The sequence below is a fragment of the Nocardiopsis deserti genome (genome assembly GCF_008638355.1).
Classification (GTDB): Bacteria; Actinomycetota; Actinomycetes; order Streptosporangiales; family Streptosporangiaceae; genus Nocardiopsis; species Nocardiopsis alborubida.
This window is the reverse complement of the sequence record NZ_VWVS01000001.1, coordinates 579,260-598,510: the sequence shown is the minus strand read 5'-3', so window position 1 is coordinate 598,510 and position 19,251 is coordinate 579,260. Positions and strand designations below refer to the sequence as shown.

General features: G+C 73.0%; 17 protein-coding genes. 6 read left to right on the top strand and 11 right to left on the bottom strand.

The features are described 5' to 3' along the window. From FYW99_RS33070 to dxr, 5 genes are all read right to left on the bottom strand, one after another. A complete protein-coding gene (locus FYW99_RS33070; RefSeq protein ID WP_394350351.1) occupies nt 1-531 on the bottom strand; it encodes a DUF1918 domain-containing protein in 531 nt (176 codons plus the stop codon). After that, nucleotides 458-910, bottom strand: coding sequence for a hypothetical protein (locus FYW99_RS12325; protein WP_150252138.1), 453 nt, complete (start codon nt 908-910; stop codon nt 458-460). The genes FYW99_RS33070 and FYW99_RS12325 overlap by 74 nt, the downstream gene beginning before the upstream one ends. Nucleotides 911-1,089: 179 nt before the next feature. Continuing rightward, nucleotides 1,090-2,244, bottom strand: coding sequence for a flavodoxin-dependent (E)-4-hydroxy-3-methylbut-2-enyl-diphosphate synthase (gene ispG / locus FYW99_RS12320; RefSeq protein ID WP_150252137.1), 1,155 nt, complete (start codon nt 2,242-2,244; stop codon nt 1,090-1,092). A 353-nt stretch (nt 2,245-2,597) separates the two neighbouring features. Continuing rightward, nucleotides 2,598-3,953, bottom strand: coding sequence for a M50 family metallopeptidase (locus tag FYW99_RS12315; protein WP_150252136.1), 1,356 nt, complete (start codon nt 3,951-3,953; stop codon nt 2,598-2,600). A gap of 21 nt (nt 3,954-3,974) precedes the next feature. Continuing rightward, nucleotides 3,975-5,195: a 1-deoxy-D-xylulose-5-phosphate reductoisomerase gene (gene dxr / locus FYW99_RS12310; RefSeq protein WP_223838968.1), complete on the bottom strand. Its 1,221-nt coding sequence runs from the start codon at nt 5,193-5,195 to the stop codon at nt 3,975-3,977. Between the two features lie 463 nt (nt 5,196-5,658). On the opposite strand from dxr, the gene FYW99_RS12305 reads away from it, so the two are divergent. Beyond that, the gene (locus tag FYW99_RS12305) at nt 5,659-7,344 is read left to right on the top strand and encodes a CocE/NonD family hydrolase (RefSeq protein ID WP_150252134.1); all 1,686 of its coding nucleotides are present in this window, start codon (nt 5,659-5,661) and stop codon (nt 7,342-7,344) included. Nucleotides 7,345-7,507: 163 nt separating this feature from the next. Then, nucleotides 7,508-8,563 carry a trypsin-like serine peptidase gene (locus tag FYW99_RS12300; protein ID WP_150252133.1) on the top strand — a complete coding sequence of 352 codons (1,056 nt, stop codon included), beginning with the start codon at nt 7,508-7,510 and terminating at the stop codon, nt 8,561-8,563. Between the two features lie 83 nt (nt 8,564-8,646). Here the strand turns inward: FYW99_RS12300 and FYW99_RS12295 are convergent, their stop codons facing one another. Continuing rightward, nucleotides 8,647-10,071 carry an aldehyde dehydrogenase family protein gene (locus FYW99_RS12295; RefSeq protein WP_150252132.1) on the bottom strand — a complete coding sequence of 475 codons (1,425 nt, stop codon included), beginning with the start codon at nt 10,069-10,071 and terminating at the stop codon, nt 8,647-8,649. Nucleotides 10,072-10,382: 311 nt separating this feature from the next. On the opposite strand from FYW99_RS12295, the gene FYW99_RS12290 reads away from it, so the two are divergent. Then, nucleotides 10,383-12,191, top strand: a complete 1,809-nt coding sequence (locus tag FYW99_RS12290; RefSeq protein ID WP_150252130.1) for a coiled-coil domain-containing protein — start codon at nt 10,383-10,385, stop codon at nt 12,189-12,191. 52 nt (nt 12,192-12,243) lie between these two features. Here FYW99_RS12290 and FYW99_RS12285 read toward each other — a convergent pair whose 3' ends face one another. Next, on the bottom strand, nt 12,244-12,735 hold the full coding sequence (locus tag FYW99_RS12285; protein WP_150252128.1) for an AAA family ATPase: 492 nt from the start codon (nt 12,733-12,735) through the stop codon (nt 12,244-12,246). A 148-nt stretch (nt 12,736-12,883) separates the two neighbouring features. On the opposite strand from FYW99_RS12285, the gene FYW99_RS12280 reads away from it, so the two are divergent. Beyond that, the gene (locus tag FYW99_RS12280; RefSeq protein ID WP_150252126.1) at nt 12,884-13,768 is read left to right on the top strand and encodes a 3-methyladenine DNA glycosylase; all 885 of its coding nucleotides are present in this window, start codon (nt 12,884-12,886) and stop codon (nt 13,766-13,768) included. 73 nt (nt 13,769-13,841) lie between these two features. On the opposite strand, the gene FYW99_RS12275 is transcribed toward FYW99_RS12280, so the two are convergent. From FYW99_RS12275 to FYW99_RS12260, 4 genes are all read right to left on the bottom strand, one after another. Then, nucleotides 13,842-14,264, bottom strand: a complete 423-nt coding sequence (locus FYW99_RS12275; RefSeq protein ID WP_150252124.1) for a thiol-disulfide oxidoreductase DCC family protein — start codon at nt 14,262-14,264, stop codon at nt 13,842-13,844. A 147-nt stretch (nt 14,265-14,411) separates the two neighbouring features. Beyond that, nucleotides 14,412-14,831, bottom strand: a complete 420-nt coding sequence (locus FYW99_RS12270; protein WP_150252123.1) for an SdpI family protein — start codon at nt 14,829-14,831, stop codon at nt 14,412-14,414. Nucleotides 14,832-15,065: 234 nt separating this feature from the next. Next, entirely contained in the window at nt 15,066-15,869 is an 804-nt protein-coding gene (locus FYW99_RS12265; RefSeq protein ID WP_150252121.1) for an LPXTG cell wall anchor domain-containing protein, read from the bottom strand. Between the two features lie 167 nt (nt 15,870-16,036). Next, the gene (locus FYW99_RS12260) at nt 16,037-16,369 is read right to left on the bottom strand and encodes a hypothetical protein (RefSeq protein WP_150252119.1); all 333 of its coding nucleotides are present in this window, start codon (nt 16,367-16,369) and stop codon (nt 16,037-16,039) included. A 339-nt stretch (nt 16,370-16,708) separates the two neighbouring features. Between FYW99_RS12260 and FYW99_RS12255 the strand changes: the two genes are divergently transcribed. Both FYW99_RS12255 and FYW99_RS12250 read left to right on the top strand, forming a co-directional pair. Next, entirely contained in the window at nt 16,709-18,133 is a 1,425-nt protein-coding gene (locus FYW99_RS12255; RefSeq protein ID WP_223838941.1) for an AAA family ATPase, read from the top strand. Then, on the top strand, nt 18,130-19,218 hold the full coding sequence (locus FYW99_RS12250) for a tetratricopeptide repeat protein (protein ID WP_150252117.1): 1,089 nt from the start codon (nt 18,130-18,132) through the stop codon (nt 19,216-19,218). Before FYW99_RS12255 ends, FYW99_RS12250 begins: the two co-directional genes overlap by 4 nt. Nucleotides 19,219-19,251: the final 33 nt, after the last annotated feature.

Genomic DNA, 19,251 nt, shown 5'->3' with positions numbered 1-19,251 from the left:
TTACTCCTCGTTCATGTACGTGGGCACACCGCTCCCCCGAGGGAGGCACGGAGGGGGGTGGGGCCCGGCCGCCACACATCCGAGCGGCCCGAAGCCCTCAGCAACGGTAGCCGCGTTACCTACGTAACATGACCCACATTCATTGCGTCTGTCCGGTTGAAGCGGCGGGATCGTGCGCGACCGCGCAAGGAAACGCACGTCCCTGTGAGTGATGCCACATAAAATCACTCTGGGTGACCGCCACCACTTCGGACAGCGAACAGGCTGGTCAGGGGCGCGCGACGGAGTCCCGGACTCGACCACGGCGTCCGGACCCGGGCGGACGAGGCTCTCGCGACCGTCGGAGAAGCGCACCACGTAGGGCGGGCTGCCGTCGGAGCCGCGGACCTCGATGACCTCCCCCGCCCGACCCTCCATGCCCGCGACCTTCCCCCCGACGTGCGGCCGGGGTCGGTGGTCAGGCGGCGCCGCCGTCCGGCGTCCGGGGGTCCCGGGACCGGGCCGGGTCCGACAGGGCGGCCTCCAGCGCACGCCAGTCGGCCCTGTTCGCCATCCACCGCCGCACCGGGACGGGGGTGCGCGTCCCGTCGGCGGCCACGTGCACCAGGCCCGCGCCCTCGGCGGCGAAGCGCTCCCCCCGTTCGGCCGTGACTCCCCTGGCGAGCGGGCCGAACCTTCCGGGACCGGAGACGGACGACCACCCCGCCCCGATCTCGGGGTCGAACCAGAAGTAGGTCCTGGTCAGCTGCACGGCTCCCACGACGGTGACGACGACACCGATGAGCAGGCTCATGGTGGGCTCCCCCAGTCCCAGCAGCCACACACCGAGGACGAGGTTGAGCAGGCCGAGTGCGAGGAGGAGGACTCCGACGACCGGGGTGAAACGCACCTTGGTCCGTGAGGGGGACACGAGGGCTCCTGAGGGGGGTGTCGTTCCGGCTGTTGCCGGTCCCATCATGGCCGCTGGGCGCGTGGAGCACAACGGAGAGCGACGACTCCGTCGCGCTGCCGTGGGGTGCGCACCGCACACGCGAACGGCCGCGCCGGTCCCGGGAGGGGCGGCGCGGCCGTCGGGGGCAGCGGGGCGGGTCAGCCGGCCACGGAGACCGTGGGCGCGCCCTCGGCGCCGGACTCGCCCATCTCCTCGGCGATGCGCATGGCCTCCTCGATGAGGGTCTCCACGATCTGGGACTCGGGCACGGTCTTGATGACCTCGCCCTTGACGAAGATCTGCCCCTTGCCGTTGCCGGAGGCCACGCCCAGGTCGGCATCGCGGGCCTCACCGGGGCCGTTGACGACGCAGCCCATGACGGCCACGCGCAGCGGCACCTCCATGCCCTCCAGGCCCGCGGTGACCTCCTCGGCGAGCGTGTACACGTCCACCTGGGCCCGGCCGCAGCTGGGGCAGGAGACGATCTCCAGGCCGCGCTCACGCAGCCCGAGCGACTCCAGGATCTGGTTGCCGACCTTGACCTCCTCCGCGGGGGGCGCGGACAGGGACACGCGGATGGTGTCGCCGATGCCCTCCGAGAGCAGCGCGCCGAAGGCCACGGCGGACTTGATGGTGCCCTGGAAGGCGGGACCGGCCTCGGTCACACCCAGGTGCAGCGGGTAGTCGCAGGCCGCGGAGAGCTGGCGGTAGGCGTTGACCATGACCACGGGGTCGTTGTGCTTGACCGAGATCTTGATGTCGCGGAAGCCGTGCTCCTCGAACAGCGAGCACTCCCACAGCGCCGACTCCACCAGCGCCTCCGGGGTGGCCTTGCCGTACTTCTCGAGCAGGCGCTTGTCCAGCGAACCGGCGTTGACGCCGATGCGGATCGGCGTCCCGGCCTCACCGGCCGCCTTGGCGATCTCGGCGACCTTGTCGTCGAACTTCTTGATGTTGCCCGGGTTGACGCGCACGGCCGCGCATCCGGCGTCGATCGCCTGGAACACGTACTTGGGCTGGAAGTGGATGTCGGCGATCACCGGGATCTGCGACTTCTTGGCGATGATCGCCAGGGCGTCGGCGTCGTCGTTGGTGGGCACGGCCACGCGGACGATCTGGCAGCCCGCGGCGGTCAGCTCCGCGATCTGCTGGAGGGTCGCGTTGATGTCGGAGGTACGGGTGGTCGTCATCGACTGCACGGACACCGGGGCGTCCCCACCGACGGGAACGTTCCCGACCATGATCTGCCGCGTCTTGCGCCGGGTCGCGAGCGGGCGCGGCGGTGCGGCGGGAATACCGAGATCGACGGTCACGCTTGATTCACCTCGTCTGCCGCCGGAGAGGGGGCGGCACTTGATTCGTCCGTTTCGGGAATGGGTGTCCGGCGCAGCGCGCGGGTCCGCGTCCGGGGATCACCGTGTTCGGCGGCCTTGGCTACGCCGTCGTTCCCGGATCGCGCCCCCAGGTTACCCGTACCCGGAGGCCTGCCCGGCACGGGATGCGGACCAGGCGTACCAGGGTGAACGCCCGGCGCCGCGGGGGTGTCCAGCACCGGTCGCGCGGTCACCGGAGCGGTGACGAGGAGCGGTCCCGGTACACGCCCTCGGATCGCCGGAGCGACCGGAGGGCCCTCACCCCGGCGGCCGGAAGGCCGCCGGGACGGGCGTCAGCCGAAGAGTCTGACCGGGTTGAACAGGTCGGCCACGAGCAGGACCACGCTGAACACCAGGAAGCAGGCCACGACCACGTAGGCCACCGGTGTCAGCATCGCCACGTCCACCGGCGCCGGTTCGGGCCGTCGGAACGCTCTGGCCCAGCCGCGCTTGATCCACTCCCAGATGGCACCGGCCATGTGCCCGCCGTCCAGCGGCAGGATCGGCACCAGGTTGAAGGCGAACAGGAAGAGGTTCACCCCGGCCAGGATCTGGATCATGATCGCGGCGGTGTCGGCCACGGGGAGCCCCTGCGCCATGATCTCGCCGCCGATGCGGGAGATGCCGACGATGCCCACCGGGGAGTCCTGCGTGCGCTGCTCGCCCAGGAAGGCGGCGGCGAAGACGTCGGGCACCTTGCTGGGCAGGGAGATGAGGGCCTCGCCGACGCCGATCATCATGCCGCCCATCTCGGCGGCCGACTCGGCGAGGGTGAGCGGGGCGCGCTCGGTGGCGAAGATGATGCCGAGGAAGCCCACGACCTCGGTCTCGTAGACGCGGTAGCCCTGCTCGTCGTAGACCGGCTCGCCGTCGGCGTCGGTCTCGTAGACCAGCTCGCCCTCGGCGTCGCGGGCCGGGAGTTCGTTCTCGACGATGTCGACGTCCAGCGGCAGCCGCTCACCGTCGCGCTCGACCACGATCTCGGTACCGCCCATGGCCTCGCGGATCTGCCGGTTGGCGGTGCTCCAGTCCGGGGTGGACTCGCCGCCGACGGAGACGATGACGTCGCCGGGCAGCATCCCGGCCTCGGCGGCGGGCGTGGGCGGGGCGTCCTCGCAGCCGGTGACGGAACTGCCCGCGGGGACCACGCACTCGGTGACCGTGGCGATCTGGGTGGTGCTCTGCGGCACCCCGATGCCCATGAACAGCACGGCGAGCAGGATCGCGGCCAGGATGACGTTCATGCCGGGCCCGGCGAACATCACGATGAGGCGCTTCCACGGCGCCCGCTGGTAGAACTGCCGGTCCTGGTCCTCGGGGGAGAGCTCGACGTAGGACGCCTCCCGGGCGTCCTCGGCCATGGCACGCCAGCGTGAGAGCTTGCGGGAGCCGCCGTCGGCGGTCTGGCGCGAGGGCGGGAGCATGCCGACCATGCGCACGAACCCGCCCAGCGGCACCGCCTTGATGCCGTACTCGGTCTCGCCCCTGCGGACGGACCACAGGGTCTTGCCGAAGCCCACCATGAACTCGGTGCACTTGATCCCGAACATCTTGGCCGTGGACATGTGTCCCAGCTCATGCCAGGCGATCGAGAACAGCAGGCCGAAGACGAACAGGACGATCCCGACCACGGTCATCAGGGCGACCATGCATCTCTCCTCAGGGCGGTGTCAGGCCTGGCGCGCGAGCAGCTCGCGCGCACGCGTGCGGGCCCAGGTGTCAGCGGCGTACACGTCGTCCAGGCTCAGGTGTCCTCTGCGGGAGGACGCTCCCCCGGTACGTTCTGTTCGCTGGTGCTCCGAGACTACCTGGGAGACGGTGTCCATGATGGCCGGGAACGCGAGGTTTCCATGGAGGAAGGCGTCGACCGCCTCCTCGTTGGCCGCGTTGTAGACCGCGGGCGCGGTCCCGCCCGCGGCGCCGACCTCGCACGCCAGGCGGACCGCGGGGAAGGCCTCGTGGTCCAGGGGCTCGAAGGTCCAGGTGTGGGCGCGGGTCCAGTCCATGCCGGGCGCGGCGTCGGGCACGCGGTCGGGCGCGCCGAGCCCGTAGGCGATGGGGATCATCATGCTGGGCGGGCTGGCCTTGGCGATCGTGGAGCCGTCCACGTACTCGACCATGGAGTGGACGACCGACTGCGGGTGGACGACCACGTCGATCCGGTCGAAGGGCACGTCGAACAGCAGGTTGGCCTCGATGACCTCCAGCCCCTTGTTGACCAGGGTGGCGGAGTTGACGGTGATGACCGGGCCCATGCTCCACGTGGGGTGGTTGAGGGCGTCGGCGGGGGTGACGGAGGCCAGTTCGTCGCGGCCGCGACCGCGGAAGGGGCCTCCGCTGGCGGTGACGACCAGGCGGCGCACCTCGTCGCGGCGGGCGTGGACGTGGCCCTGCGCGGGACTGGCGAGTTCGCCCTCGGGCAGGTGGGGGAAGCACTGGGCGATGGCGAAGTGCTCGGAGTCGACCGGGACGATCTGGCCCGGCCGGGCGAGTCCGCGCACGAGCGGCCCGCCGATGATGAGGGACTCCTTGTTGGCCAGTGCGAGGGTGCGCCCGGCGCGCAGCGCGGCGAGGGTGGACTCCAGGCCCAGGGCGCCGGTGATGCCGTTGAGGACCACGTCGCACTCGCTTCCGGCCAGCTCCGCGACCCCCTCGGGCCCGGCCAGGACGGTGGCGCGGCTGCCGTGCCCGGCGAGGGCGCGCGCGAGCTCGGCCGCGCGGTCGGGGTCGGCGACGGCGACCAGCGGGACGTCGAGCTCGGCCGCCTGCTTGGCGAGCAGGTCCACGCGCCCGCCGCCCGCGGCCAGGCCCACCACGCGGAAGCGTCGGGGGTTGCGCTGGACGATGTCGATGGCCTGGGTCCCGATCGAACCGGTGGAACCGAGGATCACTGCTGTTCGCTGTTCTTCTCGCACGCTCCCCATTGTTCCGCAATCCGCCGGGGAGAGTGCGGGGGCTGTGGACAAGCCCCGGAGGTCGGGGCGGAGCGCGCTCCGGGGCCCGCCGCAAGGGGGAACCGGTCCGGGTGACGCGCACGCGGGGGAACGCCCCTACCGCACGGGCGGGACACAGACCCTCCGCCGACAGGCGGGGCCCGTGGCGCCGACAGGCGGGACCAACGGGATCGTGCGTCACCGGGTCTTTACAACCGGTGGCGGGTGGCCTAACTTAACCGGTGAGTAAGTTACCCCCCAGTTAGGACAGCCCGGTGGGACCACCGGGCAGGACGACCCCCGTGAGGCGCTCCCCCGGACGCCTCCGCCGGACCCCCGGGTCCCGGCCTCCCCGATGGCGAGACGGCGCGACGACCCATCGGTCACCCCCGCCCGCCAGTCCCCCTGAGGTTCCCCCGTCATGCGCCCTGCCAGAAACCCCTCCCTCCCCGCACCCTCCGAGGGCGGGCCGCCCCCGAGCGCTTCCGGAATCCGCGCCGTCGCGCTCCTCCTCCTCCGCCTGCTGTCCCTCGCCCTGGCGGCCGTGCTCGCCGCCGCCGTCCTCTCACCCGCCCCGGCCTCGGCCGCGGTCGGCGCCAGCATCAGCTACGAGACCATCGTCAGCCACGACGGCACCGAGCTGAAAGCGAAGGTCATCACCCCCACCGGGGTCGAGGGCCCGCACCCGCTGCTGGTCATGCCCTCCGCCTGGGGCACGCCCCACCTCCTCTACGTGGGCGCCGCCGCCAGGCTGGCGCACGAGTCCGGCTACCAGGTCGTGGCCTACACCTCGCGCGGCTTCTGGGACTCGGGCGGCGGGATCGGGGTGGCCGGTCCCGAGGACCGCGCCGACGCCAGCGCCGTCATCGACTGGGCGCTGGAGAACACCGACGCCGACCCCGACCGCATCGGCATGGCCGGGATCTCCTACGGGGGCGGCATCAGCCTGCTGACCGCCGCCGAGGACGAGCGGATCCGCGCCGTGGCCTCGCTGAGCGGCTGGGCCGACCTGGCCGTCTCCCTGTACCCCAACGAGACCGTCGACGCACAGTCGGCCGAGCTGCTCCTGCTGGCGGGCAACCTCACCGGCACCCCCGGCGAGGAGCTGGCCGGGATCGGGGCCGCCTACCGGCGCGGCGACATCCAGCCCGCCCTGGACGTGGCCCCGGACCGGTCGGCGGCCACCAAGGTGGACGCCATCAACGCCAACGGCACGGCCGTGATGATGGCGCACGCCTGGAACGACGGCATCTTCCCCGTCGGCCACATCACCGACTTCTACGAGGAGCTGGAGGTCCCCAAGCGGCTCATGCTCACCCCGGGCGACCACGCCACGCAGGAGCTGTTCGGCGCGGCCGGGCTGCCCAACGAGGTGTGGGAGGCCCTGGGCGACTGGTTCGACCACCACCTGCGCGGCCGGGCCAACGAGGTGGACGCCGAGGGGCCCGTGCACGTCAGGCCCAACAACGGGCGCGGCGACTGGTCCACGCACCCCGACTGGCCGTCGGTGACCGCGGGCACCGACCGGTACTACCTGGCCGAGCCGAGCACCGACTGGTTCCGCTGGCAGAGCAGCGGCGCCATGGAACCCGATCCCTCCACCGGCTGGAGCTACCGCTTCCGGACGGGGATCGGCACACCGGCCGAGAGCGGCACGGTGATGGTCTCCGGCGCCCTCCAGCAGTTCTTCGACATCCCGACCGGGGTGCTGCTGCCGACGGTGGACCGCTACCGGGCCGCCGTGTGGACCAGTCCCGCCTACCCCGAGGGGGCGCGCGTGGCGGGGACGCCGGAGGTCTCCCTCACGTTCACGCCGACCGCTCCGGACCAGTCGGTGTACGTGTACCTGTACGCGGTCGACGGCCGGGGGACGGGCTCCCTGCTCTCGCACACGCCCTACACCGTGCGCGGGGCCACGCCCGGTGAACCGGTCACGGTGGACACGGAGCTGGCGCCGGTGGTGTGGGACGTGCCCGCGGGGCACCGCCTGGCCGTGGTGGTGGACAGCATGGACGCGCGCTACCAGGACGAGAGCGACGTCGGGGACCGGGTGAGCGTGGCCTCTCCCGAGGAGGCCCCCGCCCAGATCACGGTGCCGCTCGCCTGACGGGTACCCGGAACGGCGCGGTCTCCCGCGGCGTCGGTCCGGGCACCCTCCGGCCGCCTCCGGCACGCCCCCCGCGCCGGAGGCGGCCCCTTCTTCCCCCGCCGCGCGCGACACAAACACAAAGTAGCAACTCGACTACCGAAAGTATGCGAGGATGCTGGTCATGACCTCGTCCACCGCACACAGGATCCTCGCACCCCTCGCCGCCGCGACGGTCGCCGCCGGGGGTCTCTTCCTCGCCGAGCAGCTCCCCGCGCCCGCGTCCGCCGTCACCCAGGCCATCCACTCCCCCGCGGTTCCCGCGCAGGAGGACCGCGAGGCCCTGGCGCGCGTGGCGGGGCTCTCCCACCAGAGCGCCGCCGTGACCGGTGACCAGCACCAGGCCGTGCTGGACTACTGGACCGAGGAGCGCATGGCCGCCGCCCAGCCCATCACCAGCATGCTGGAGGACGTCCTCCTGCCCGCTGAGAGCGCGGCCGCGCCGGACGAGGGCGTCGAGCACCAGGCCGCGCCCCGCCCCGACAGCCGGGGCGAGCGCTGGACCTCGGGCGGACTGGTCACCAGGACCACCGGCAAGGTCTACCTGACCATGGACGGGCGCGACTTCACGTGCTCGGCGTCGGTGGTGGACGCGGCGAACCGGAGCACCGTGGTCACCGCCGGGCACTGCGCCAAGGACGGCCGGGGCTCGTGGGCGCGCAACTGGACCTTCGTGCCCGGCCACGCGGACGGGGAGAGCCCCTACGGGCGGTTCACCGCCAGCGACCTGCTGGTGGCGCCCGAGTGGTCCCGCGAGGCCGACGACAGCTACGACTTCGCCATGGTGGTGCTCAACCCCGACGGGGGCACCACCGTCCAGGAGCGGGTGGGATCCCAGCGGATCGCGTTCGGCGCCTGGACCGAGGACAAGGTGCGCGAGGGGGTGCAGGTGTACACGTTCGGGTACCCGTCTGCGTCCCCGTACGAGGGCAGGCACCTGCACTACTGCTCGGGCCGCACCGAGCCCGACACCGGCGGCACCACGGCCAACGGGGTGCGCTGCTCCATGACGCAGGGCTCCAGCGGCGGCCCCTGGTTCGCCGGTTTCGACACCGGTACCGGCCGGGGGACGATCACCTCGGTGGTCAGCTTCAAGTACGCCGACGACCGCAGCGTCCAGTACGGCCCCCGGCTCGGCCAGGAGGCGCGCGACCTGTACGAGCAGGCCGCCCGGCTGTAGGGTTCCGCGCGGCGAGCGGTGTCCCCCGGCCCCGTCGCCGGGGGGCACCGCTCGTCGCGGACGCGGGGCGGACCCCGGCGGTCCTACAGGTCGATTCCGGTCAGCACCAGGACCCGCTCGTAGGACAGGTCGGTCATGGCGGCGCGCACGCCCTCCTTGCCCACGCCCGACCCCTTGACGCCGCCGTAGGGCATCTGGTCGGCGCGGAACGTGGGCACGTCGCTGATGACCACGCCGCCCACCTCCAGCTCGCGGTGGGCGCGGAACGCGGTGGGCAGGTCGCGGGTGAACACCCCCGCCTGGAGCCCGAAGTCGCTGTCGTTGACGGCGGCGAAGGCGGCGTCGGTGTCGGCCGCGCGCTGGAGGACCAGCACCGGGCCGAAGACCTCCTGGCGCACCACCCGGGCGTCGCCTGGGGCCTCGGCGAGCACGGTCGGCGCCACGGTCACGCCGTCGCGCGTGCCGCCGGTGAGGAGCTTGGCCCCGGCGGTGACGGCCTCGTCGATCCAGGAGGCCACGCGCTCGGCCGCGGCCGCGTCCACCAGCGGGCCCACGTCGGTGGCCGGGTCGGCGGGGTCGCCCACTCCGAGCGCCTCCACCCGCTCCACCAGGCGCGACACGAACTCGTCGTACACGGCGTCCTCGACGATGACGCGCTGCACGCCGATGCACACCTGCCCGGCCTGGTTGTTGCCGAACAGGGCCACCCGCTGGGCCGCCCAGTCCAGGTCGGCGTCGGCGAGCACCACGGCTGCGGCGTTGCCGCCCAGTTCCAGGGTGACGTGCTTGTGCGGGGCCAGGCGGGGCAGCTGCCAGCCGAAGGCGCCGCCGGTGAAGGAGATGACGGGCAGGCGCTCGTCGGTGATGAGGGAGGCGGCGCGGTCGTTGGGCATCGGCAGCACCGACACCATGCCGCCGGGCAGGTCCGTCTCGGCGATGATCTCGCCCAGGATCAGTGCGGTCATCGGGGTGGCGGGGGCGGGCTTGAGGAGGATCGGCGCTCCGACGGCGATGGCCGGGGCGACCTTGTGGGCGACGAGGTTGAGGGGGAAGTTGAACGGCGAGATGCCCAGGACCGGCCCCTTGGGAACGCGGCGCACCAGGGCCATGCGACCGGTGCCGCCCGGATCGGTGTCCAGGCGCTGGAGCTCACCGCTGTCGCGGCGGGCCTCCTCCGCGGCCCAGCGGAACACGGACACGGCGCGTCCGGCCTCGGCGCGGGCCCACTTGATCGGCTTGCCGCTCTCGGCGGTGATGGTGCGGGCGATCTCCTCGGCGCGCTCGCCGATGCGCCGGGAGACGTGGTCGAGGGCGTCGGCCCGCACGTGGGCGGGCAGGGCGGCGGCCTCGGCGGCGACCGCGTGCGCGGCGGCCACGGCCTCCTCGATCTGCTCGGCGGTGGGCACGGAGACGGTACCCGCGTCCTCGCCGGTGTAGGGGTTGACGACGGTGATCTCGGTGTCGCCGGTCGCGGCGGTGCCGGCCAGCCAGAACGGACGCGTAGACATGCCCGTGACGCTAGTGCCCAGCTCTCCCGGCATGCCTTGTCCACGGTTGCCAACCCGGGCACGGGAGTTGGCCACGATGGCGCAAGGCCGACACGCACACGGCTCCGTGCTCCGAACAGTGCCGACAGCGGGGGGTGTACACCGGGTTGACGGGCGGTATCGTCTGAGGATCCGACAGCCTGACCGGGGATCTTTGGTCGGCCGACTGGCGCCGGCGGCTTCCTTCGTCCACAGTGGTGAGGAGGGCTCTGCCAGCGGGTTCGGCCGGACCCTCGGGTCCGCCACCGCCGACGGGATCCCGGGAGTGCCCATTGCCGCTTGTCTACCGCACGCTCGTCGCGGTCCCGGAGCACGACGGCGACCTGGTCGCCGTCACCTCGACGGTCCTGTCGCGGTGGCTGAGCAAGCGCGGCAACTCGGGCGCGCGCGTGGACTTCTCCGTGTCGGGACGCCATGAGCTGAGCAACCGCTCCCGCGCCCTGGTCGTCCGGCACGACAACCCCGACGAGGGCCTGTCCTTCCTGCGTCTGACCACCGAGTCCGACAAGACGGACGGGGTGTGGCGGACGGTCGCCACCGCGGTCGTCGACCCGGCGCTGTCCCCGTGGCGGTACGTGTGGATCGACATGACCGTCGCCCCCTCCCCCCTGGTGGGGGAGGGTTCCGAGCAGCCCCGGCTGGACGTCATGCCGCCCGAGGCGGCGCGCATGCTCCTGGAGGCGGTGCACGGCCACGACGGCGGCCACCCGCTGCCGCCCGCGCCCCGGATCGTGCGCGGGCGCGACGACGACCTCGTCGACACGCTCGTGGCCACGATCCGCGACCCCCTGCGGCGCATGGCGGTGGTGGCCACCGGTTCGCCCCGGGACGTGACCGTCGCCGACTGGCGCGGGGCCATGGCCGGTGCGCTGTCGCGCTGCACCGGCATGTGCTCCGGGTACGTGCTCGACGCCGCCGCCCTGGAGCGCGTCGGCGCGCTCCTGCCGCCGGGCCTGGACGTCCCCTCCGGCGGGGTGCGCACCTTCTTACCGGGGGTGGACCTACGTGACGAGGCGGACGCCGCCCGCCACCCCCGGATGAGCCCGGCCACGCTGGACACCGCGCGCGACGGCGAGCGCATCCGCAACTGGGTGGGCGCCGCCCTCTCGCGGCGGGTGCGCGACAACGCGCTGGAGGTGGGCCTGCCCGAACCGCTCCAGGCCGTGGACGCCCTGCTGGACGAGGAGACCGACGACCTGCGGCGGTCCGGCCCCAGCACGGCGGGACCGCGGGTGAGCGTACCCGCGGCCCGGGGCGCGGCCATCGTGCACCAGGCGGCGCAGGGCGGGGCCGATCCGGCCGGGACCGCCTCGGCGCTGGAACGCGAGGCCCTGGAACAGCAGGCCCAGCGGCTGCGGGAGGAGGTCACCCGGCTCGGCGCGCGGGTCAGCGAGCTCTCCGATGAGCGCCACGAGCTCCTGGCCGAGACCGCCGACCTGGGCGAGGAGCTCGACACCGCGCGCGAGCAGGCGCGCGCCGCCCGCTACGAGGCCCGCTGGCTGCGCGAGCAGGCACGCGAGGCCGGACTGTTCCGGCTGGCCGCGGCGCCCGCGCCGAGCGACCCGCAGCGGCGGGCCCCGATGAGCGTGCGCGAACTGCTGGAGCGGATCACCGACGACTCCGTCCTGCCGCACCTGTACTTCACCATCGAGGACGCCACGGTCTACGAGCTGTCCGACAGCCGCAAGGAGCCCCTGTGGGTCACCCGCGCGTGGGAGGCACTGCTGGCCCTGAACGACTACGCGCGCTACCAGTTCGACAACCCCGGCACCGGGCTGGGCTTCCACTCCTACCTGCGCGAGACCCCCGACGGGTACCAGGTGATCCCCGTCAAGCGGTTGGCCTCGCAGGAGTCGGACCACGTGCGCAACCGGGGCAAGCTCAACGACAAGCGCCTCTTCCGGGTGCCCGAGGAGGTGGAGCCGAGCGGGCGGCTGCCCATGTACGCGCACATCAAGCTCGACATCGAGTACGGGATCTGTCCGCGGCTGTACTTCTACCCCCACCTGGGGCCGGGCACCACGAACCGCGTCTACATCGGTTACCTGGGCCGCCACCTGCCCGTGCAGCAGTCGAACTGAGCCGTGCCCGGGAGCGCGTGGACCGGCGTGGAACCCGCGCCGCGGGAAGCGTCTATCCCGCGGCCCGGCGGATGATCTCGTCGACGACGCTCGCGAGCGGCCTGGTGGCGTCGATGACGACACCGTCCTTCGGAACGTCCTCCTTCGTCCGGTGCAGGCGCGTGATGAGGTCACGTTCCGACTGGCGTCCGCCCCACTCGCCCTCCGGCCGCTCGCCAAGCCGCCGGTTCAGTGTCTCGAGGTCGACGTCGAGGACGAACACGCCGTCGAACAGGTCCAGGAACTCCGGGAAGTTCCTGGACCCGCCGCAGAAGAACGTCACCGCGCTGCCCTGGTCGGCGACCAGGGACCTCACCCTGTCGACATGCCAGACATGATGCTCGTGCCTCATGCCGTCCGTCGGCTCGCCGGTTTCCGGGTCGCCCTGATAGGCCAGTTCGAGGTCACCGTCGACGGCGTGGTGACCGCGCCGCCGCAGTTCTCCGCAGACCGAGGTCTTGCCGGTTCCGGAAACGCCTTCGACCAGATAGTTCCGCACGCCCATGCGCCGGATCGTACAAGAACGTGTGAGACGGGACGCGGGGTCGGAGAGAATCCGCTGCCCGGTTCGCCGTGGCCGGAGAGGCTCCGCCCCGCTGGCCGCCCGAGGGACGGAGGACGGGAGATCCCGCGGCGCGCATACCCTGGGGGCCGTGACGGAAGCGAGTACGCGGGCGCCGGCCGCCCTGCCCGAGGAGCGGTGGCGCGAGCGCGCCGAGAGGCACCGCGACCGCGTGGACGCGCTGGTCGGAGACCACCTGCGCCGCCGCCGGGAGGGCGTGCGCCACCCGGTGGAGGACTTCCTTTTCACCTACTACAACCTCAAGCCCGCGCAGCTGCGGCGCTGGCACCCGGGCGCGGGGACGGTGCTGCTGGGCGAGGGCGCCCGCGCCCGCCTGGACGAGCGGTTCTACACCGAGCTGCCCGGGGGCGCGGTGGGCCTGGACACCGCGGCGTTCCTGGCGGCGCGGCCGGTGCTGGACTTCGTGGAGCGGCTGCTGTCGTCGGTCGCCGGGCGCCCCGCCCACCTGGGCTGCTTCGGGCTGCACGAGTGGGCGATGGTGTACCGGGCCGGGGAGGTGCGGCACGGACAGGTGCCTCTGCGGCTGGGCCGGGAGGGTACAGACCGGGTCGTGGAGACGCACCGGATCCGGTGCTCGCACTTCGACGCGTTCCGCTTCTTCACCGACGCCGCGCGACCGCTCAACACGCTCCAGCCCAGCCGGGAGCGGCAGGACGAGCTGGACCAGCCGGGGTGCCTGCACGCCAACATGGACCTGTACAAGTGGGCGTACAAGCTGGCCCCGGCGGTGCCCTCCGAGCTGGTGGTGGACTGCTTCGAACTCTCGCGGGAGATCCGGACGCTGGACATGCGCGCCTCCCCCTACGACCTGGCTGCGTGGGGGTACGCGCCGGTGCGGATCGAGACCGCCGAGGGCAAGGCGGAGTACATGGAGGCGCAGCGGGACTTCGCCGAGCGCGGCGCGGTGCTGCGCGAGCGGCTGCTGGACGTGTGCCGGGCCCTGCGCACGGCCTGAAGCCCCCGGCCGGTCGGACGCGCGGTCGGCGCACCGGTGTCCGCCGACCGGCCACCGGTTACGGGGCGCCGGGTCATCCGCCCCCGGGACGGGGATCCTCGGGATCGAGGCCGCAGGAGGGCGCTCCTCCGGGGACGGGGATGCGGTGGCGGTTGGCGGCCACCCAGCGGTAGGAGGCCCGGTTGAGCGCGCGCAGCAGCGGAAGGCGCGCCAGGCGGCCCAGCGGCCGGGTGAGCGGGCGCCCGTGCAGCAGGAGTTCGGCGACGGCGTCGCCCCCGGAGAAGCGGCGTCCGTCCGCGTACACGAACCAGGCGCTGGCGTCGGTCTGCTCCGGCGTCAGCCCCGCCGAGTCCAGGTCGAAGTCCTGCCAGGCCACGAACCGGCTGCGGGCGTGCAGCCGGTCGCGGGCGAAGGTCACCGAGCGCTTACAGAACCCGCAGTCCCGGTCGTACAGGAACGCCCCGGTGCCGGGGACGGTGTCCAGCGAAGGTCTCATGCCAGCATCCTGCCCGCCGGGGGCGCCCTCTCCCGGTTCCGGCGGATGGTCTCGCCGCCCGTCGCGCACGGGACCGCCCCACCTGGCGCTCCGGGCCCCCGTGTGAGCGACCGCACAGCCGCCGCGCGGTGTCCGCCTCCGCTCCCTTCAGCGGGCGTCGGTGTCGCGGGCGGCCCGGGTCCGTGCGGCCCGTTCCGCGCGCCGCACGCCCAGGCACAGCAGCACCAGGCCCGCGCCCACCGGCGCCAGCATCACGGCCGTCTGGAGACGGACGTCGTCTGTGAAGAAGGGGGGCAGGACGACGGACAGTGCCATGACCGCCCCCGAGGCGATCGTCCAGGGCGCGGACAGGGAGTGCACGGTGTACCAGGCGTCGTCGTCGGAGAGGGTGTACGCCGTGCGGATGCCGAACACCAGGTTGGGGCGGAGCAGACCCCGAGCACCCAGACAGCCCGAAGCGATCAGGATTGCCGGGGCGACCGCCAGGACCGCCAGGACCAGGACCATGGTCCAGCCGGTCAGGGGTTCGGTGCTGTCGGAAGCGGCGTCCGCGAGGAACGGTGGCAAGGGGGCTCCTTCCGTCGGAACGCCGGGAGTGCGCGGGTTCTCCGTCCCGGCGGATGGCGGGTGCCCCACGATAGCCGTGCCATCTCGGGGAGCCGCCGGGGCCGTCCCCGGGTCAGGCCGCGGCGGCCCGGGTCCGTGCGGCCCTGCGGGCGGAGCGGGTGAAGACAGCGGAAGGGGGTGGCCGCGGTCGCGGCCACCCCCCTCACGGTCCTGCGGTCCTGCGGTCCTGCGGTCCTACTCCTGCGCGTCGGCGTTCTTCCTGCGGCGGGCGAAGTAGACGGCCGAGCCACCGCCGGCGACGGCGACGGCTCCGGCGGCCACCAGAGCGGTCAGGGCCGAGCCGGTGACGGGCAGGGACGGCTCGGCACCGTCCGGGGCGTTGCCCTCGTCGGCCTCAGGCTCCGTGCCCTCGGGCGCGGTCGGGTCAGCCGGGTCGGCGGGAGCGGTCGGGTCCTCGGTCTCCTCGGGAGCGGTGGGCTCGACGGGGTCGGTCGGGGCGGGGGACTCGTCCGGGGTCTCCTCCTCGGCCGGAGGCGCGGAGGGCTCCTCGTCAGGGGTCTCCTCGGGGGTGGTCGGCCCCGGCTCCTCGGGGGAGTCCCCGCAGTCGACCTTGAAGACCTTGTGTTTGGCGTCGTTGCCGCGCTGACCCTCGAAGGTCCAGTCGAGCTTGTAGTGTCCGTCGTCGAGTTCGAGGGTCTCGGTGCTGCCCGAGCCCTCGCCGTCGAGGACGAGGGTGCCCTCCAGCACGACGTCCTTCCAGCCGCCGTTCCCGGCCTTGGCCAGGATCTCCCAGGACACCTCCTGGACCGCGTCGAAGTTGTCGGCGACGATCTGGAAGTCGCAGACCTTGGGCTCGTTGCGGTTGTCCTGCTCGGAGGTGGACGGGTCGTGGATCTTCACGGTCCCGTTGTCTCCGGGAGCGCTGGCGGGGGAAGCGGCGAACGCCGCGGAGGCGCCGCCGAGAACGGTGCCCGCGACCAGGGCGGCACCGAGGAACAGCCGGGCGCCGAACGCGCCCGCACCGGGGTTGGGGGACAAGGGGGACTCCTGTGATGAGGGATGCCCGTGTGACTGATCGGGCTCACGTGCAGACAGTGAGCCAATCTACCTTGGCTCCCCCATACAAAGACCGATAATCGCATTACAGATCGCCAAAAATACGGAGCGCCCCTCACCTGCACCTGACCATGTCCCCGGGAACCGGATCAGGCACCGACTGCCAGGGTCCACACCGTCAGGGAACCGAGGGTCAGGCAGAAGACCGCCGCCGCCACGGGCACCGGCGCGTGCGGCCGGTGCCGCCCTGCGACCCCCACCGGGCCCCGCAGGAGGTACCAGGCGCCGACGGTGACCGCGGCGGCCGCCAGGCCCGCGCCCAGTGCGCCAAGGACCATCGGTGTGAGCTGCCAGTCGTCCCGCCAGTGGTCGGAGGCCAGCCAGGCGGTGGCTCCCGAGGCGAGGTGGGCGAGCCGCAGCCGGTCCGCCAGGCGCCGGAGGACCAGGGTCGCGCGGCGCAACAGGAGGAGGGCCAACAGCACGGGCGGAGCACCACCATCAGGAGTCGTCACGGGTTCGGAGGGGGCCGCCCGCCGGGGGGAGCCGGGTGGAACCGCCCCCGCGGGGGCCGGGACCGGAACCGACGGGAGGCCCGGGTCCAGCCCAGCCTGCCGGGAGCGGGGGCGCGGCGTGAAGAGGCCGCTGTCATCCGTCGGCCGTGAGGATCACGCGGTTTCGCGATGACAGGTGTCATGTCCGGAGGCACAGGGACGCGAGGGGTTCCCTGTTCCGGTCAGGGCGAAACAAGGGTTCTCTGCCATCGTGGCTACAATTCCCACCGCGAGGATCAGTGACGTCCCGTGACCACGAAGGAGCGAGGATTGTCCTCCCCAGACCCCCTGTTGATCGCCAGCATGACCTCCGCCGTGACGGCGGCCCCCGACGACGCGGTCCTGCGTCTGCACCTGGGCGGACTGCTGCTGGACGCCGGAGACGTCCAGACGGCCATTCCCCACCTGGCCACCGCCCTACAGCAGGATCCCGGTTCGGAGCGGGCCCGGCAGCTGATGGCGCGGGCGCTGAACCCCGGTCAGCAGCCCGCGGCCGCCTCCGCGTCGCCTCCCCCGGCACCTCAGGCACCTCAGGCGTCTCCGTCCGAGGCGCCCCCCGCACCCTCTGCCGCGCCAGCCGCCCCGGCCGCCCCCGCGTCCCCGGCGCCCTCGTCCGGAACGACCGCGGCGACCCCGACGGTCCCGTCACCCCCCGCCTCGGACTCCCCCGCTCCGCCCCGGGTCCCGGACCCGGCGGGCTCCGCTCCCCCGCCCGCGCCGGAGGAGCCCTCCGACCGTCCGGCGCCCCCGTCCGCCGAGCGCAGGGAGCAGCCGGGGCCCTCCTACGACGACGGCGGCCCCCTGCGGCCCGACGACTACGAGTTCACCTCCTCGCGCACGACCCTGGCCGACGTCGCGGGCATGCGGACCGTCAAGGACCGGCTGGAGGCGGCCTTCCTGGCGCCCATGCGCAACGCCGAACTGCGCAGGGCCTTCGGCAAGAGCCTGCGCGGCGGCCTGCTGTTGTACGGACCTCCCGGCTGCGGCAAGACCTTCCTCGCCCGGGGCGTGGCCGGTGAGATGGGCGCGGACTTCCTCACCGTCTCCCTCGCCGACGTCCTGGACCGCTACATGGGCAACAGCGAGCGCAACATCAAGGCGCTGTTCCAGCGCGCCCGCGAGTACAGCCCGTGCGTCGTCTTCCTGGACGAGCTCGACGCCATCGGCGGACGCCGCAACAAGGTCGGCCCCTACCTGCGCAACGTCGTCACCCAGCTGCTCACGGAGCTGGACTCGGTCTCCGAGAACAACGAGGGCGTGTTCCTGCTGGCGGCCACCAACCACCCCTGGGACATCGACCCGGCCCTGCGCCGCCCGGGCCGCCTGGACCGCATGCTGTTCGTGCCCCCGCCGGACGAGCCCGCCCGCGCCGCCATCCTCACCGCGGGCCTCACCGAGCGCCCCACCGAGGGGCTGAACGTCACCACGCTGGCCCGCCGCACCGAGGGCCTGTCCGGCGCCGACCTGTCCCACCTGTGCGACAGCGCCGCCGAGCGCGCGCTGCTGGACTCCTCCCGGCTGGGCCGGGTCCGCCCCATCGGCATGGCGGACTTCGAACACGCGCTGGCGGAGGTGCGCCCCTCGACCGGCGACTGGTTCGAGGGCGCCCGCGCAGCCGTGGCCTTCGCCAACAAGGACAACAGCTACCAGGAGCTGGCCGAGTACCTGCGCGGGCACGGCGGATCCCGGCGGTGACGGAGGAGGTCGCCGAGTCGCTGCAACGGATCCACATGCTGTTGCAGACCGGACGGTGCGAGGAGGGGGCGGCCGAGGCCGGTCGCTTGCTGGGCGAGTACCCCGACAGCGCGGCCGCCTGGCGGCTCAGGGCCGTCTGCCACCTGGAGCTGCACCGTTTTCCGGAGGCGCACGGGGACGCGAGCCAGTGCCTGCGGCTCGATCCGGGGGACACCACGGCCCTCAACGTGCTGGGCCAGTCCCTGCTGCTGGGCGGGCACACCAACGAGGCCCTGCGCGTCTTCAACGACCTGGTGGCCAGGAAGCCCGACGAGGGCGTCCACCACCTGCTGGCGGCCAAGGCCCTGGCCCGTCTGCACCTGTCCATCGGCATGCGCAACCCGCAGTCGCTCAACACCGTCCACGATGCGCTGAACCGGGCGGCCACGCTGGATCCGGACAGGGTGTCCACGCACAGCCAGGCGGGGGACGTGTACCGCTCGCTCCAGCTGCTGGAACACGCGGAGACGGCCTACCGGCGGGCCCTGGAGCTGGACCCCCAGTACGAGGACGCGGTCCGGGGCCTGAGCGCGCTCAGCGCGATGCGGGGCAGGCTGCGCGGCGCGGCGGACCACGGCGCGCTGCTGATGGCGCTCAACCCGCGCGCCCAGGGCGCCTCCCGGATCATGTACGCGGGGATCCTGCGCATCGGGCTGCGGGTGAACCACTACGCCACCGTCGTCACACCGTTCTGCCTGTTGACGGGGGCGCTGGCGACGCATGAGGAGGCCTCAGCGCGGATCTTCGGCGCCGTGTTCACCCTGGTCCTGGTCGCCCTGCCCTCCTGGCACCTGGCCAGGATCCTGGCCGTCCCCGCGAACGTGCGGAGCTACCTGAGCGGTTTCCAGGGGTTCAGGGGCTGGATGGCGGGCCTGGTGCTCATGCCCGTCTCCCTCCTCGTCCTGGGTCTGGCGCCCCTGCCCTGGGGGCTGTACGGGCTCGCCCTGCTCCTGGCCGCCTACCTGTGGCAGCGCTACGGCCGCAACCGGATGCTGGCCGACGTCGCGGCCCGGGAGGACGCCAACGCACGGGCCTCCGCACGGTGACCCCGCACGGCACGGCGGGCGGCCACCCGGATC